Annotated in this window: 16 protein-coding genes; 5 read left to right on the forward strand and 11 right to left on the reverse strand. The window is 49.8% G+C overall.

What is annotated here, in order from left to right:
- Positions 1-61: 61 nt before the first annotated feature.
- The 8 genes from ACE41H_RS03400 to isdC form a co-directional block, all read right to left on the reverse strand.
- Positions 62-1,963, reverse strand: coding sequence for a beta-glucoside-specific PTS transporter subunit IIABC (locus ACE41H_RS03400; protein WP_375353382.1), 1,902 nt, complete (start codon positions 1,961-1,963; stop codon positions 62-64).
- 185 nt (positions 1,964-2,148) lie between these two features.
- Positions 2,149-2,964, reverse strand: coding sequence for a class B sortase (gene srtB / locus ACE41H_RS03405; protein ID WP_375353384.1), 816 nt, complete (start codon positions 2,962-2,964; stop codon positions 2,149-2,151).
- Entirely contained in the window at positions 2,961-3,734 is a 774-nt protein-coding gene (locus ACE41H_RS03410; protein WP_375353386.1) for an ABC transporter ATP-binding protein, read from the reverse strand. The genes srtB and ACE41H_RS03410 overlap by 4 nt, the downstream gene beginning before the upstream one ends.
- Positions 3,724-4,710 (reverse strand): FecCD family ABC transporter permease, encoded by a 987-nt coding sequence (locus ACE41H_RS03415; protein ID WP_375353388.1) that lies wholly within the window; start codon positions 4,708-4,710, stop codon positions 3,724-3,726. Before ACE41H_RS03415 ends, ACE41H_RS03410 begins: the two co-directional genes overlap by 11 nt.
- 54 nt (positions 4,711-4,764) lie before the next feature.
- On the reverse strand, positions 4,765-5,658 hold the full coding sequence (gene isdE, locus ACE41H_RS03420; protein ID WP_375353390.1) for a heme ABC transporter substrate-binding protein IsdE: 894 nt from the start codon (positions 5,656-5,658) through the stop codon (positions 4,765-4,767).
- Between the two features lie 105 nt (positions 5,659-5,763).
- Positions 5,764-8,856: an NEAT domain-containing protein gene (locus ACE41H_RS03425; RefSeq protein WP_375353391.1), complete on the reverse strand. Its 3,093-nt coding sequence runs from the start codon at positions 8,854-8,856 to the stop codon at positions 5,764-5,766.
- A gap of 48 nt (positions 8,857-8,904) precedes the next feature.
- A complete protein-coding gene (locus ACE41H_RS03430) occupies positions 8,905-9,366 on the reverse strand; it encodes an NEAT domain-containing protein (protein ID WP_375353393.1) in 462 nt (153 codons plus the stop codon).
- 43 nt (positions 9,367-9,409) lie between these two features.
- The gene (gene isdC, locus ACE41H_RS03435; RefSeq protein ID WP_375353394.1) at positions 9,410-10,177 is read right to left on the reverse strand and encodes a heme uptake protein IsdC; all 768 of its coding nucleotides are present in this window, start codon (positions 10,175-10,177) and stop codon (positions 9,410-9,412) included.
- A 441-nt stretch (positions 10,178-10,618) separates the two neighbouring features.
- On the opposite strand from isdC, the gene ACE41H_RS03440 reads away from it, so the two are divergent.
- The 5 genes from ACE41H_RS03440 (at position 10,619) to ACE41H_RS03460 (ending at position 14,049) form a co-directional block, all read left to right on the forward strand.
- Positions 10,619-11,608 (forward strand): ABC transporter substrate-binding protein, encoded by a 990-nt coding sequence (locus tag ACE41H_RS03440; protein WP_375353395.1) that lies wholly within the window; start codon positions 10,619-10,621, stop codon positions 11,606-11,608.
- 5 nt (positions 11,609-11,613) lie between these two features.
- Positions 11,614-12,612 (forward strand): FecCD family ABC transporter permease, encoded by a 999-nt coding sequence (locus tag ACE41H_RS03445; protein ID WP_375353602.1) that lies wholly within the window; start codon positions 11,614-11,616, stop codon positions 12,610-12,612.
- Positions 12,609-13,409: an ABC transporter ATP-binding protein gene (locus tag ACE41H_RS03450; RefSeq protein ID WP_375353396.1), complete on the forward strand. Its 801-nt coding sequence runs from the start codon at positions 12,609-12,611 to the stop codon at positions 13,407-13,409. The genes ACE41H_RS03445 and ACE41H_RS03450 overlap by 4 nt, the downstream gene beginning before the upstream one ends.
- A 1-nt stretch (position 13,410) precedes the next feature.
- Positions 13,411-13,758: a heme oxygenase gene (gene isdG, locus ACE41H_RS03455; protein WP_375353397.1), complete on the forward strand. Its 348-nt coding sequence runs from the start codon at positions 13,411-13,413 to the stop codon at positions 13,756-13,758.
- A gap of 153 nt (positions 13,759-13,911) precedes the next feature.
- Positions 13,912-14,049, forward strand: coding sequence for a hypothetical protein (locus tag ACE41H_RS03460; RefSeq protein WP_375353398.1), 138 nt, complete (start codon positions 13,912-13,914; stop codon positions 14,047-14,049).
- Between the two features lie 89 nt (positions 14,050-14,138).
- On the opposite strand, the gene ACE41H_RS03465 is transcribed toward ACE41H_RS03460, so the two are convergent.
- The 3 genes from ACE41H_RS03465 to ACE41H_RS03475 form a co-directional block, all read right to left on the reverse strand.
- Complete coding sequence (locus tag ACE41H_RS03465; protein ID WP_375353399.1) at positions 14,139-14,633, reverse strand: SRPBCC domain-containing protein; 495 nt, start codon at positions 14,631-14,633, stop codon at positions 14,139-14,141.
- A 39-nt stretch (positions 14,634-14,672) separates the two neighbouring features.
- Positions 14,673-15,080, reverse strand: coding sequence for a DoxX family protein (locus tag ACE41H_RS03470; RefSeq protein WP_375353400.1), 408 nt, complete (start codon positions 15,078-15,080; stop codon positions 14,673-14,675).
- A 309-nt stretch (positions 15,081-15,389) separates the two neighbouring features.
- Entirely contained in the window at positions 15,390-16,868 is a 1,479-nt protein-coding gene (locus ACE41H_RS03475; RefSeq protein WP_375353401.1) for a protein adenylyltransferase SelO, read from the reverse strand.
- Positions 16,869-16,897 lie beyond the last annotated feature (29 nt).

Genomic DNA, 16,897 nt, shown 5'->3' on the forward strand with positions numbered 1-16,897 from the left:
CGTCCTATTATAATAGTTTTTGCTAAAAAATAAGCTTATATTCTTAACGAATCACACATGTTTATTGGACGTCAGTTTCATCTCCGCCGCCAATGATCTGCAGCAGTTCATCCCCCTCGCGTACCTTTCCTTGCTGAAGTGGGAGCACATCTGTGTAATCATGGCTGTTAGTTACAATGATCGGCGTAACTGTGTCATAACCGGCAGCCTTGATTTTTTCCACATCAAATTCAAGCAGCAATTGTCCTGCTTTAACACGGTCGCCTTCCTGAATGTGGGACGTGAAATACTGACCATCCAGCTTCACCGTATCAATCCCGACATGAACCAGAATTTCCGCGCCTTTATCCGAAACGACAGCCAAAGCATGCTTTTTCTTAAACGCAACCGTTACCGTTCCGTCAAACGGGGCGACGATTCGTCCGGTAGCCGGCTCAATTGCAACCCCTTTGCCCATGGCTTCTGAAGCGAAGGCCGGGTCGGGAACCTCCGTCAATGGCACTACAGTTCCGCTCAGCGGACTAAGCGCCTTATCACTGGCTTTACCGTCGGTATGGGCTGGATTATTGCCTTTATCGGCAGCGGTTTTAGCTGTATGCTCTTCTTCGACAGGATCCTTAAAGCCCAGAATGTAAGTCAGGACGGCCGAGACCACGAATGATGCCGTGATCCCCATGATCAAACCCGGGAAGCCCTGTCCGCCTGGGCCGTAGAAAATCGGCAGGGTCAGCAGTCCCGGAGCCCCGGAAGCAAACGCCTGCGTACCGGCCTGGCCGATGATGGCGCCGCCAACAGCGCCGCCAATAATGCCTGCGATGAACGGGCGCTTAAGCGGCAGGGTTACCCCGTAAACGGCCGGTTCGGTAATACCGAACAGGGCTGACAGTGTAGTGGAACCCGCAAGTGTTCTCAGTTTCTTATTTTTCGTTCTCAGCATGACACCTAAAGAAGCGCCTGCCTGGGCAAAGACGGAAGCGGTTGCCGCCGGCTTGATGCCGTCTTTGCCATATACTGCGATGTTGTTAATGAACACCGGAATAAGGCCCCAGTGAACGCCGAAAATAACGAGCATCTGCCAGGTAGCGCCCAAAATGGCCCCCGCTATAAGCGGGCTGAAGGAAAATGCTGCAAGCAATGCAGCTGCAATGCCGTTTCCGACATAAACCCCGAATGGTCCAAAAACCATCAAAGTAAGCGGCACCATTACGACCAGTGAGATCAGTGGTGTGACGAAGTTCTTAACGCTCTCGTGGATGACACGGTTGCAGAATTTCTCCAGTTTGCTCATGACGATGACCGCCAGGATGATCGGAATAACCGTGGACGAGTAACTCATCATGATAACAGGAATACCGAAGAAGTCTGCTGCCGGCCCTGCATTTTTCAGCTCAATGACCGAAGGATAAAGCAAGGCGCCTGCAATCGTTACGGCAGTAAACGTATTGCCGCCGAATTTTCTGGCTGTAGTAACCGCTAACATTATAGGCAGGAAGTAAAATAAGGCATCTGCCGCAGCGTACAGGATCGTATAAGTCGAGCCGACCTTGTCCAGCCAGCCAAAATTGCTGGCAATGAGCAGCAAACCTTTAAGAATACCGGCGCCGGCCATTACTCCCATCAGCGGGGCAAAGATACTGGAGATCACCTCGATGACGTTTCCAAGCCCTTTTTTACCGCTGTCCGATTTTTCCTTTGCGCCGGAGCCGGATTCGTCGAGAATGCCACTAACCTTGCCGATGGCTGCGTACACCTCGGGAACGGTATTTCCGATGACAACCTGAAACTGTCCGCCATTTTCCTTTACCGTAATAATTCCGTCAGTCTTCTCCAGCTTGGCTTTGTCTGCTTTGGCATTGTCCTTGAGGACAAAGCGCAGCCGTGTTGCACAGTGGACAAGCGAGTCGACGTTTTTTTCGCCGCCAACGCCCTCCACAATCTCTTTGGCTAATTTTTCGTAGCTCACAGCTATTACCCCCATTTTGTGGTCGAAAAGTACATTACAGGAAATCAAGACAAACAAAAAACCTAAGCCATGATCATAGGGTTCGCATTTCTGCCCCACTATTCATCACGACTTAGGTTTTGCCTGCATAACCAGTAACAATCCTAGGTTGTTATTCTGTTTGATGTGTTTAGAATATAACGGTTTCATTTGTTTGTCAACCTGGCCTGCACAACCAGCCTGCCCTCTTCAGGATCCAATACATAATCGCATGTCGATAACGTAACAATACGGTCAGTGGTATTGACATGGACACCAGTCTCATATTCGGAGCGCTGCTGAGACTGCTCAATAAACTCGGCATAATCAAATTCTGAATTAAAAGAGGTCCTTATATAATTCACATCGGCCGTTGTGCGGTACACCGAAAAAATCTCCAGATCATAGCTACCATACAGCGTGTCATAGTAGATCACCGGATGGGCTTTGAAATAATCTTTATCGAGATACTTTTTCAAGCTGCCAAACATGGAATTGTCCTTCATCCGGTGACCATAAATGACGGTATTTTGATCTGTCCCATCAATCCGGTTCCTGAAGTCCATGAAAATACTGCCTGCCCTTGTCTGCTCCTTTTTGTAATTTCTGGACAGGTAGAACTCGTTATCTTCAGCCTGAAGAATCGGGTAATCCACCGCTGTTCCGTCTATCGTCAGCCATCCCACAATATCTTGATTGATAACCAAAAGAGGCTGAAATTGCGGTCTAGCCTTACCGTCAGACCCAGGCTTATTTTGCTCTGTCCCACTTGAATCCGGGACGAAGACTGCCGTTTCCTGATGGTAAATCCGGCTCACTTCCGCCAAAATCCGGCGGTTCGTATAATAGTCGGCTGTATAGGCAGTCAGCTTGCATGCGGCGAACAGGAAGACAGCCGCCCAAAGCAGCCATATCCCCTTTTGCACAATTGGCTTCCGGTACATAGCAGTCATACGTGACAACATAGCTTCATTCATTCTCATCCTATGCCTGCCGGCAGGACATACAATCCCGCCTCAGCATCGCTCCGCAAATGCACACGGACACCATAAACGGAAAAGAGCATTTCCTCTGTCACCACATCGGGCGCTGTTCCCTGAGCAACGATTCGCCCTCCATTCATCACGATAATATGATCGCTGTACCTTATAGCCTGATTAATATCATGCAGAACCATGACCACCGTCATCCCGAATTCTGTGGTTAACCGCCTTACCAGTTCCAGGATTTCGATCTGATAGTACATGTCCAGATAAGTCGTCGGCTCGTCAAGAAAGAGCACCTGCGTATCCTGGGCCAGCGCCATGGCAATCCACACCCGCTGCCGTTCTCCGCCGGACAGGCTGTCAATCGCAAGCTCCCGTTTGGACAGCAAATTCGTGCTTTCCAGCGCCCGCTCAATTGCAGCCCCTTCCGTATCGCGGTCCGGCGTAAACCAGCCCCGGTGCGGCAACCGTCCGTAGCTAACCAGCTTCTCCACGGTCAGGTCGGAAGGAGCCTCATTATGCTGATGAACAATTGCCAGCTTCCGTGCAAATTCCTTTGGGGTATATTGATGAATGGCTTTACCGTCGAGCACAACCTCACCCTGCAATGGAAGATAATTTCTGGACATCACACCAAGCAGCGTCGATTTTCCGCATCCGTTCGGTCCGATGATCGTCGTGGTCTTTCCTGCCGGGATATCCGCAACGATATCATGCAGGCGGTTTATTTTACGGTCATAAGCGAATGTAACCTGCTTAATTTCCATACACCCTGTCTCCTCTCCTCAGCATAAAAATCAGGAAAGGACCGCCAATGACAGCCATAATGGTGGATGCGGGAATTTCCAGCGGGGCCACCAGCGTCCGTCCCAAGGTGTCTGCCGTAAGAATCAGCAGTGCACCGAGCAGGGCGGAGAACGGGATCACTGCTCTGTAATCCGAGCCCACCAGCAGCCGCGCAATATGCGGAATGAGCAGCCCGACGAACGAAATGACTCCCGCAACAGCCGTCGCCACGCCTGCAAGCAGCACCGCCGCCGCCGAGATAACAAGTCTGGCCCGCGTTACGCGCAGCCCCAGATTAGCCGCCGTCTTGTCCTGCAGCGCCAGCATGTTGCACCAGGTAACAAGCATGAGAGAGATAATCAGTCCGGCCGAGCCGTATGTCGAAATCATCTGCACATCCTTCCAGGTCTCCATGGAAATGTTGGAGGATACCGATGCATCGGGATTGGTGCCGAGCAGATAGCTGCAGCTGATCATGAAAGCTTCATTTAATCCAGTGAACATAGCGTTTACCGCAATGCCGACCAGCACGATGCGGATGGGGCTCAGTCCTGACTTCCATGAAAGGGTATAGACGAGAAAGCACGCCAGAGCACCGCCCAGAAAAGCAAAGAGCGGGGACCAATAATACAGCTGCGGCAGCAGCACAATCATCACCGTAGGAAAGAAGCTGGCACCTGATGCAATGCCGATGACGCCCGCATCAGCCAGCGGATTGCGCATGACGGCCTGCAGCAGCGCACCGGATACCGCAAAGCATGCCCCGGCGAATAGTGCGACAATAAGCCGTGGCAGCCGCAGATCCTTGATTACCTCTACGGTGTCATTCCCGCCTGTAAACAGTCCGCGCACAAAATCAAGCATGCCGATTTTCAGACTGCCTGTCACGGCCGACAGTACAATCATATAAATCAAAAGTACAATGACGATCGTAAAGCTCCATATTTTTTTATTCATTAGATTACTTCCTATCTCACTCAGTATTCAGCTGCTGTGAATGACTTTGAATCTTCAGCCCTCGGGATACAACATACCCATCAGTTCATCCAGCGCCTCGCCTGCTTCCAGATTGGCGGTCGTTCCGAACAAACGCTCCTCCAGATCGTAGACACGGCCATTTTTGACAGCATCAAAATGCTTCCAGATATCGTTTTGCTTAAATTCCTTATCAAACATTTTGACGACTTCTTCCGGCATGCCGTGAGCCGCCCGCAAAATAATGTCCGGGTTAGCCTGCTGCAAATACTCGGTGTTCGACGCAAGATACTCGATCTTTTCCCCCTGGACAATATTGATGCCCCCGCACTGCTTCACCAGGTCGCCGATAAACGAATGCTCCGTCGCAACCAGATAGCTGCCGGGCACCCCAAGCAGAATCAGTACCGTTGGCTGCTTCTTTCCTTCAACCTTCTGTCTGATGTCCGCCAGCTTCGCGTCTATCTGCTCCGTAATCGCTGCCGCCTGCTGCTCGCGTCCGTACTTTTCACCAAGCCTACGGATCGTCTGCTGCATGTCGGCTACGCTTTGCAAATTGAGAAAATCTGATGGGATACCGGCTCCGTCAAATTTGGGCTCAAGATCGTACTCAAGGGTCGTGACGGACAGCACATCGGTTGGCCGCAGCGCACGAATTCTTTCCAGATCGGGACTCATCGGATTGCCTACCGGAACAGCATCCTTGTATCGTTCAGGAAGCTCTTTGCTGCTTGTAGGGATCCCGACGAGATCCAGCTCCAAAGCAGCCATAATTTCCGTAATTGCCACTGTTGTGGATATAATTCGCGGTTCATTGCCAGCGCTTTCTGCAGATGCCGACACGGACGGCTCGGGGCTGCCGGATACGCATGCCGTCATGCCAAACAACAGCAGCATGCCAATCAGTGTAAGCCAGATCGGTTTTAACATTAGCCATCTCCTTATTCTGTTACCTAAAAAGCAAGTCTTGATGCGCACGGTTAAGCGCATCAAGACCCGTTTTAAAATTGAATCAACACTATTGGGATACTCTATCTACCTTCTGATGGCCTTACGGTGCCGGAACAGCATCCATGCCGAGCCTGCGAGCAGCAGCGCGTAAATGGCCAGAGGTGCAGTATCAGCTGTAGCCGGATTTTGCCCTATGCTTCTCTTTTCAGCAACGACAGAGTCAGTTTCCGTAAGCCCTGCCTGTACTGGTTTATCGGCATTACGGTCAAAGCCTGGCATTCCCTCTTTTGCAGCTTCAGGTTTCTGATCCACATCCGTATCGGTTGCCGCCGTTGCAGCAGGAGCCGCCCCTTCTACTTCCGGCAGGCTGGCATCGGGCACTGCAGCGCTGGAAGTGCCACTGCTGTCAGATCCGCTTTCCGAACTGCTTGCAGCTGTTTCATCAACAGCAGTAATGCTCGAAGCATCGAAAGTAATTTCAACCTCATACTCGCCATCGGCAGGCAGAGCTGGTGCTTCTGCGATTTCCACAGCCTGAGCTTCGGCCACCGCAGCAGGTGCTTCTGTACCAACAGCTGTAACGCCGTTGTTAGAGCTGAGGAACAGAGGAAGCTGATAGGCTGCAGCCGCAGTAACCTCGGGATGTGCAATATGAAGCTTGGCCTTAACAGGATTGATCAGACTTCGCGGTGCAAATCCTGCAACACGGGTGTCGGATACCGGATCAGAGCTCACCGCATCGGTGCTGACAAATTGACCGTCAAGCTCCACCTCAAATGTGCTAATGGATGAGCTGTGATTGAGCAGCAGCTGGGCATAGACTTTGTTGTCTTTCACCTTTATGCCTGCACCCTTGCTGAAGAATTGCTCTACTCCTTCCGGCGCTTTGAGACTGAAATCCACAGTATAGGCTCCATCCTTCAATACCGGCTCACTTGCAGGAGGGGCTTCAACATAAGGCTTCGGTAAGCCTTCCTCCAGTTCACCAATATTGAAAACAAACTGAAGAGCATATTCTTTTCCGGATACATTCACTTTGGCAAATACCGGCTTGGTCAAGTCTGTCACTGTGAATGTGACCACTCTGGTGTCCTGCTTCTCGTCGTGTGATGCAACGGTGACGTCCTTATAGGACTGCCCTCCATCCACCTGCAGATCGGTCACAGAAGAGCTATTCCGGATCGTCATGCTCATGGTATTAACCTTGTTTTTCACGATCAGACCTGCAGGACTGACGAATTTGTCGCTGACAGAAGAGATCTTTTTACCATCTTCTTCCTTAACCTCGAATGGAACGGAATATTCCCCGTCTTCCAGAAGGCTTATCGTCGGTGATCCGCCTACATAAGGATCCGGAGCTCCAGCTTCAATCGTGGAAGGGTAAAATTTGATAATAAAATCATAATCTCCATTGTAATTCAACGCCGGAATCTCAACCTTGACCTTCGCATCTACAGGCACGCTCAAATCAGGCACCTCAAAGCTGATTTCACGGGTGTTCTGCCCCGGGTCGACACTGATGGTCGATACCTCATCGTATGAACCATCATGATAAACCTGTAGACTGGTAATGGAGGAGCTGTCCTTCACCGTCATGTTGATCCGGTTGACTCCATTTTCCCTGATGAGTGTGGCCGGGCTGACCAGATAATCGGCCATGCGCGACTTTTGCACACCATCCGGGTAAAATGCTCCGAAACGAATGCTGTAAGTTCCGTCCTCGGTTCCAACCGGTGCACCACCGCCCCCGCCTGGAGCCGGTGCAGGTGTCCCTGGAGTAGAAGGGGTTCCAGGATTTGTCGGCCCTGGAATCCCGGGATCGACAGGCCCGCCGCCAGGATTTTCAGCGGCAGTCAGTTGAATATCGACCTGATATTCAGCGCTGTATACCTGACCATTGCCCATATCTACACGAACCTGAACCAACGCATTCATCCGTTCCGTCAAGTCGGCAACTTCGAACCTCAGAGTACGGGTGTTCTTGGCAGCATCTTCACCGATCACTTCAGCGTCGGTCAGCACACCATCCTGCTCTGTTTTGAAACCGGTGATTGAACTGCTGTCAGTCAGCGTGAACGTAACGAATTTTCTGTCTCCATAGATAGAAACCTTGCTGCTCGAAGGCTCAACATATCTGTTCATCGAAGACGTTGTATCTGTTCCATCTTTTAAAAACGCAAGGTCAATGGCATATTCCTTATCTGGTGTTCCTACAGGTGTTTCCGGAACTGTCGGATATTCAACCGGTACACCGGAGATATCAAAAGCCAGATCAACGGCATATTCCTCATCATAGACAAAGGGATAGCCCATCACTTCTGTTAAATCCCAGTAGATTTTCACCCAGCCGTTTAGTTTGGAAGACAGATCAGCAACCTCAAAACGCACGATACGGGAGTTGGCAGCAGTATCCTCACTAACTGTTTCCGTTTCCTTCAACTGTCCGTCCACTTCCGTTTTAAAGCTGGTAATTTCCGCGTTTTGCTTCAGTTTGAATGAAACAAACTGCTTGCCGCCGCTCACGGTCAGTTTACCGCTTTCGGGATCTACATACGTGTACATCATTGAAGCTTCATCTGTACCGTCTTTTAGTATCGTGAAACCAATCGGATATTCTCCATCAGGAATCACCCCGGCAGATGCCGGCTTTTCCGGCTGTAGTTGCACCTGGTAAGCAGAGGTTTGGCTAAAATGATATGTATCTCCGGTTTTATTGGCAATCGACGCGGAGACCACAGCTACCTCTGCAGTGGTTGGCTGATTCAGCGGCTTCACTTTAAAGGTTATAAGGGCAAACTCGTTATTCGCATTGGCAACGTCTTGTTCTGAATCCGCCGATACGGATAAACGTAGCTGATCCTTTGCAGTCTGGTTGTAAGACCATGTATAGTTATCCAGTGGGGTTGCAACCGAAATCAGTTCAAATCGCTCGTCGTCGAACGAGATCGTTGATTCCAGCTCGTACACATTCTGATATACGCTGTCGGCAACACCGCTGATTTTCAGCTTCACCTGCAAGGAATCACCGGCCTTTGCCGTTGCGTTGCCAGTCAATGCCGCCAGCGGTGTGTTCTCAGCAGCAAATGCCGAGCCCATGAGCGCCGGGACTTGCGATGTACCCAGTAACAAGCAGAGGATGGTAAACATCAATGCCGCTTTTTTAAATAAACTATTCAATTCATTCAGCTCTCCTCAACCCTCAATTTTACGTTGTTAGCTGTCTGATCAAGGGGCTACAGGAGTGATGCTTGCTGTATCAAACTTCAACTGCACATCATATTTGCCGTTATAGCCCAGGACAGGAATAACTACTTCTGTATACGCGTTAAGCTTGGCGTCCAGGTTAGCAACCGGGAAACCAACCACTCTGGTGTTAGCTGCCGTGTTGCTGCTGACTACATCAGCGTCAACATACTGACCATTTTGTTCGGTTTGGAATTTGGTAATCCAGGAGCTGTTTTTCAGTGTCAATGTCACATAAGCCTGGCCACCGGTAACCGTCAAATTAGCCGGTTTCACCGTATAGCTGTCCATCATGGAAGTGCTGTCTGTTCCATCCTTCAGTACGGTGTAATTGAACGTATACTTCCCGTCGGCAGGAGTAGCACCAGCAACACCGTAAGGCAGCAGTAAAGCAAACACGACAAACGCCATCAAAGACCATTTAAGCAGCAGATTTTTTTTCATGATTATCACAATCTCCTTTGTTTTTTAAATGATTTAGCCAAAGTTATTTAGCCTTGGAAACAAACCAGCGCCGGGCCAAAAATAACAACGATACCACAAAAAAAGCCATCCATACTGCAAGGGGAGCCGTGTCCGCTGTCGGCGGGTTAATCACCTGCTCACTCGCTTCTGAACTCTTCAAATCGTTGTTATTAGAACTTACTTTTTTCACACTTGCCTCATCCCGGCTCACTGGACTGTCATTCGCTCCGGAAGCGGCATTGCTTGCAGCTTTCCCGGCCGTGCTTCCCGCCTGAGCGGAAGGCGATTCAGTCTCCTTATTTTGGGCAGCCGCAGACTTTTCAGTTTTCACTGGAGTTAAACTGCTGTTGTCAAAAGCAAAGCGGATCGTATAATCATGGTCATAATCCACGGATGGAACAGTTACATGGATTTGGGCCGCAAGCGGTGATTCCAGGCTCTGAAGCGGGAAGCGGGCTATCCGTGTATCAGTGGCACTGTTACTGCTGACCGTAGTTGTGTCGATATATCCACCGCCATGCGGGACCTTGAACTCCGTGATCCAGGCGCTATGGTTCAACCGAATTTCAGCCTCTATCTTCCCGTTGTTCACATGGATCACAGCCGGCTTTTCAAAATAATCGTTTGCCATAGAGACTGAATCATTCTCAGCCTTTAAAATGTTATAGTCTACGGTGTATTCTCCATCCTGCAATGCAATGGCTTCTGCCTGGGCTTTCGGTGAAATACATAAAACCAGGCCTAAAACCGCAGTGAAGAAAAGGATGGGAACGACTTTCCACCTCTTCATGGAACCCCTTTTCCTCCTCTCAATCTCTCATAGAATGAATCATTACAAGTGCAGGAACAATTTTCTCATTGATTATCATTCTCAATTAAAACTTAAAAAAAAATGATCCTTGCAGCTTGTATATTGTTACAGTACACTTCTTCCTCACCTTCTTGCTTTCCTGCAACCGTGAACTCTCCCCCTCGGTTTCTAACAAGCAATTAACCTGTCGGCAACCGGCTAACCAGACCAGTAATCCATGGCACCCCTCCCTCGTGACAAAATTAGGTGTGGTTGCGATTTGATATTATCCCACTCTTCAGGGGGGTGTCAATCAAAAAATATATATTTTTTTATAACTCGGAATTCGGATTGACAGTGATAATGATTTTCATTATCATCTTTCTATACAACATTTTCTTCCTCATTCTTCCTTCTCCCTCTCAGGAACAGGAGTATACTATGAATTATAATTTCTACAATCTTAATAAAGCTGTAATGGCATGCGCCTTGATCCCGCTTCTCTTGACAGGATGCGGGGCCGGCAGCGACCCATGGGAAGGACAAGTACCTGCATCTCAATTTGCTTCTGCAAAGGAGACATCCGAAGCTGCCACGATTACGGTGACAGATTTTGCAGGAAGAGAGGTGACGGTACCCTATCCCCCTGCGCGAATTGTGGCGTTAAGCAACGGGGATATGGATATTGTCCATGCACTCGGAGGCCATCTGGTCGGAAGACCAACCTCCTCTGCAGCAGAAGAAAATTTAGCGGATATTGAAGAGGTTGGCACAACTCATGAGCTTGATCTTGAGAAAATTACCTTTCTCAAGCCTGATCTCGTGCTGGGCAATGCTGTACTGAACACCAAGGATACCGCGATGATCGAAAGCATCGGATCACATATGATTTTGACCGAAGCGAATTCAGCTTCTGATATCCAGAATCAGATTCGCCTGCTGGGTAAAGTGCTCGATCAAAATGACAAAGCGGAAGAACTGGTACAGTCTATTGACGGCAAGATCCGCGAAATGCAGAATGCGAAGCTTTCTTCCCAGCCAAGGGTCCTGATCATCTATGGAGCGCCCGGAACGTATTTGGCGGCACTTCCCAATTCCCTTAGCGGTAATTTGCTTGAGCTGGCCGGTGGAGTAAATATCGCATCTGACTACCCTGAACTGGACAGCTTTCCCCACTACGCTCAATTGAACACAGAACGGATTGTCGAATCCGATCCTGAGCTGATTTTAATCATGACGCATGGCCAACCAGAGGCGGTTAAAGAGGGATTCTTCAAGGAAATGCAGGTGAACGCGGCCTGGAACGGGATAAGCGCGGTCAAGGACGGTCAAGTTCATGTGCTGCCTTCCGACCTGTTTGGAACCAATCCTGGAACCAAGGTGACCAAAGCGCTTGATGAGCTTCGCAGCTTGCTGGAGGAAGCGCAATGAGTGCGATTAATGTTCAACAAAGAATGAACAGACGCAATCTCATGCTGCTCGTCTCCCCCCTGCTTCTTATTGCAGCAAGTGTATATGGACTAACCTATGGTTCAATTCCGATCTCGCTTTCGGACATTTGGTCCGCCATGCTCGGACGGGACGGCTCTGCTTATGGAACGATTATTATGGATTTACGGCTGCCACGGATACTGACGGGAATGCTGGTGGGTGCCTGTCTTGCAGCTTCGGGGGCTTTGCTGCAAGGAGTGATGAAGAATCCGCTGGCAGATCCGGGCATTATCGGCGTGTCTTCCGGTGGGGGCTTGGCTGCTGTCATCTGCATGGTGGCGCTTCCACAATTCAGCTATCTGCTGCCAGCAGCGGCGTTTGCCGGCGCTTTTGCCACCTCGCTTGTGATCTATGGAATGGCATGGGACAAAGGTGCTTCACCAGTCAAAATCATTCTGGCCGGTGTGGCTGTGAATGCCCTGCTCGGCGCTGTTATGAATGGCGTTATGGTCGTTTACAGCGATCGTGTGCAGGCGGTACTCGCATGGTTGTCTGGCGGGTTGAACGGGAGAAGCTGGCACCATCTCTCCTTCATGGCTCCCTATGCGCTGATGGGTCTCGTCCTGACGATTCCAGCGATACGTCCGGCTAATCTGATGCAGTTGGGGGACGACTCTGCACGGCTGCTTGGGCAAAGGGTTGAAGTACAACGGCTCTTGCTCATGCTGCTTGCGTCCTTCCTTGCCGGTACGGCCGTCAGTGTAGCCGGATTGATCGGATTTGTGGGTCTTGTCGTTCCACATGCCATCCGGCTTGTTATTGGAGACGATTATCGCTTTCTGCTCCCATTATCCATTATGGGCGGCGCATCTTTGGTCGTCCTGGCGGATACGATCGCCAGATCCTGGTTTGATCCGATTGAGCTTCCTGTCGGAATTCTGCTGGCCGCTTTGGGAGCCCCCTTCTTTTTAATGCTTCTCAGGAGACGGGGGAATATCCGATGAAGGAAGAGGCACTTGTCGTTCAAAATATTTCGCTGCACAGGCAAGGTTTTCAGCTCAAGCGTATTAACGCTGACTTTCCGTCAGGGCGCATCACGGCGATTGTTGGTCCCAACGGTTCCGGCAAGTCCACTTTATTAAAAACGATGACCCGCCTGCTTGACATCGACTCTGGAGAAATTCTCATTCACGGAAAATCTGCTGCCTCTTTTTCACCCAGACAGCTGGCGCAGTGTATTTCCATGCTTCCGCAGACCAAGGACTTCATGCCTGATCTGACGGTAAGAGAGCTTGCCGCATATGGACGTGCTCCTTACAAGAAGCTATTCCAGCAGCGGCAGACCAAGGAAGACTATCAAGCCGTCGAATTTGCCCTTGAAGCGGCAGGTATGGGCAAACTCGCGGACAGACTGTTTTACACTCTGTCAGGAGGTGAGCAACAACGGGCCAGAATTGCGCTGACGCTGGCGCAAGGAACAGATATTTTATTGCTGGATGAACCGACAACCTATTTGGACATCGCGCACCAGTTGGACATTTTGAACATGCTGAAGCGCATCAATGAGCAATGGGGAATCACAATTGTGATGGTTCTTCATGACCTGCAGCAAGCAGCCGCTTACAGCCATCATATGATCGCCATGAAGCGGGGAGTCATCGCTGCAGCGGGCAGCCCGCGAGATTTGCTTACGCCTGCATTTCTGAAGGAAATCTATGAGATTGATGCAAAAATAACCGTCATCGACGGATACCCGCTTATTATACCAACAGCGGGAATACACCATTCGGGAGGAATATAACATGATTATTGTAACCAACACATCACAAATCACGAAGGGTAATGCCGATAAACTGATCGAACGTTTTAACAAAACGGGGCAAGTAGAAGCAATGGAAGGTTTTCTGGGACTGGAAGTACTGCTGACGGAGAATACCAAGGACCATGATGAGGTCACAATCAGCACACGCTGGCTGTCGAAGGAGCATTTTCAAGCCTGGACGCGCAGTGAAGCTTTCCGGGAATCTCATTCCCACCGCGAGATGCCGGACTATATCCTGGACAACAAGATTACTTTTTATGATGTGAAAATTGTCAGACAACCGCTCACCGACATCGAGGCCCCTCAGTTGACGGATCTGCGGGCATAAGCCAGAACTCAGAGCTTGTTCAATATACTACGACTGCTTCTCTGTACTTTACAGGTGGGGCAGTCGTTTTATCTTTGGTACAAATTGAATGGGATTTTGTAATAGCATGCATACTGTTAATGTAACACTACAACTTCCCTGGAGGTAATCATTTTGGATAAAAAGAAATCCTTGAAGCAAAAAATGCAGTCAACGGCCGACAAAAGCAGCAATGTGCAAAGCGGCAAAGAGCATCCAACAACAAACACCAATATGGGCAAATTCCATATTCCCAACCGTCCGTCCATCTGACCAGCCTAATTGAAAAAGGGGATCAGCAGGCTTTACACCTGTTGCTCCCCGAATTTGGCACTACGGCTGCCGTTTCACTTTTTTTCGCATTACTGCTTCGCTGCCAGATACTGCTCCAATTGATCAAAGGCTGCCCCGAAGCCTTGCTGCATGCCTTCATTCATCGAGCTGAAGGTCGCAACCTCTTCCTCTGATGCGGATAAAGGTACTGCGTGTAAGGAAAGTAACGTCTTTCCGTCTTGCTCCGAGAACGTCAGCGTATTCAGAACCTCAAGCGGCCACGTCTCGCTGAACGGCCCCCGGTTGATATTGCCTTCTTCATCAGCAAAGGAACTGACATATACCACCTTCTCAGGTGCGGAAATTTCCCGGTAAACGAACTTGCTCCACATCACATTTCCATCGGCTTGCAGACGGAAATGACAGATCCCTCCTGGATGAAAATCCAGCTTGACCACTTCCATCTCCCAACCCGCAGGACCCCACCAATGCTTCAGATGCTCCTTTTGCGCAAATGCTTCGAATACAAGCTCTTGCGGAGCGTTAATTGTGCGTGTAACGACTAGTTCAACAGTTTTGGACATGATGCTCCTCCTGGGATATAAAATTGGTATTTATTTTGCTTAAAGTGCCCGGCCTGAGAGCTGGTTCGTTGCATTCGGTGTGCGTATTCTCAGTCTTTTATGGTAATAAACATAAGAACCTGCGATTAACAGATAACCGATAAGGAAAATGATCATCGCACCGGAAAATCCGTCTACCATGATATTCGAGTACATCGCACCCGTCAAATCAAAGAACAATCCGGCATACGCCCACTCCTTGATTCGTGGAAAGCCTGGAACCAGGATCGCGATGACACCCAATAATTTGGCGGCCCCGATAAAAGGAAGCAGGTAGGCAGGATAACCCAAGTGCTCGAATACAGCAAGCCCCTCGGGGGAGGACATCATATTAGGAATCGCCCCCAATCCCATGAGTGCTGCCAGCAGCACCGTGAATATCCAATATGGAATCGCTAGTTTTTTCATTCAAACATCAACCTCCTGTAACAGTTGTCAACAGAGATGATTGTATTACCAAATACCTTGGAATATTCCATCATAACCTGTCTCCTTAATTTTTATACTTTATGGCTTCAAAGCTTCTTACTGGGCTACTGTTAATTCCCAGCTCTCACTTCCCTTCTTAGGATGTGATTTAACTATGAATTAAATATACCCTTTAGGGAATATTCCTGTCAAGGAATATTATTTTCTGCAGAAAAAGGTGCCCCCTGGTCGCAGACCTTTCGAGGCACCCTGTCTTTTAAGACCGAAATCCATCGGCTATATATCAGATCAAGTCCCGCAGAAGGTGCGGTAAGGACGGCTTGATGGGGCAGGCGGCTGGCAATACTCCGCTTGCTCGGGTGAATGCTTGAATGGATTGGCTAGAGCGGCCAGCAGTCGCTGCAGCACACTCAGGTCATCACGCTGCACGGCAGCCTCAAGCGCTTCCTCCACTCGATGATTACGGGCAATCAGAGCCGGATTGCTGTTTCGCATCAGCTCCTGCGAAGAGTCAAGAGACTCGTGCTGTCTGCCGCATCTCTCCTGCCACCGTTCATGCCAACGGATAAATTCAGAGGAGTCGAACAGCCCATGGCCCTCCCGGTTATCAAAAGTTAACGCCAGAAACGTATTGGTATAATCCGCCTGGTGCTGTTCCATCAAACGAAGCAGGTCATCCACAAGCGAATGGTCCTGCTCTTCTTCATTGAACAATCCGAGCTTCGCCCTCATACCCGAAAGCCATTGTTGCTCGAACAGCTCATGGAAATTTGCGATTTCATTCTCGGCCAAACGAATCGCCTCCTTCTGCTCGTCATGCAAGAGTGGCAGAAGGGTTTCAGCAAATCTGGCCATATTCCAGGCCCCAATATGAGGCTGATTGCCATAAGCATAACGTCCCTGAACATCGATTGAACTGAACACCGTGCCCGGGTTATATACATCCATGAAAGCACACGGACCGTAATCAATCGTCTCTCCACTAAGCGCCATATTGTCCGTGTTCATAACGCCGTGGATAAAACCGACAAGCTGCCACTTCGCGATTAGCGCTGCCTGCCGGCGGATTACTTCCCGTAACAGAAGCAAATAACGGTTATCTTCGTCATCAGCAGCATCCGAAAAATGTCTCTGCAGCGTATAATCCGCCAGCGTGCGCAGCCCCTCTCTTGTCCCCCGATTGGCTGCATATTGGAAGGTGCCTACACGCAAATGGCTGGCGGCAACGCGGGTTAAAATTGCACCCGGCAAATCCGTTTCCCGGAGTATCGTTTCCCCGGTTGTAACTACCGCAAGGCTGCGAGTTGTGGGAATTCCAAGAGCATGCATCGCTTCGCTGATGATGTATTCACGCAGCATCGGACCAAGGGCCGCCCGTCCATCACCGCCCCGCGAGTAAGGCGTGCGGCCAGCACCTTTAAGCTGAATATCGAACCTTCCGCCCCCAGGGGTAATTTGCTCACCGAGCAGAATCGCCCGCCCGTCCCCCAGCATCGTAAAATGACCAAATTGATGCCCTGCATAGGCCTGAGCAATAGGAAACGCTGCCTCGGGCAAATGATTTCCTGCAAATATGGCAGCACCCTCTGCGTTTTGCAGAGCTTGGCCATTTAATCCAAGAGCTTCCGCCAAGGAATGATTAAATAGAACAAGCCTTGGGGAGCGAACAGAAGTGGGCTGAAGCCTGCTATAGAATAATTCGGGCAGTTCTGCATAACTGTTGTCTAAATTCCAGCCCGCTTTCCGAATTGTTTTATTTTCCGTCATAACAGCACCTATTTTCATTAAATTTTCGC

The organism is Paenibacillus enshidis (assembly GCF_042136365.1).
Lineage (GTDB): Bacteria > Bacillota > Bacilli > Paenibacillales > Paenibacillaceae > Paenibacillus > Paenibacillus enshidis.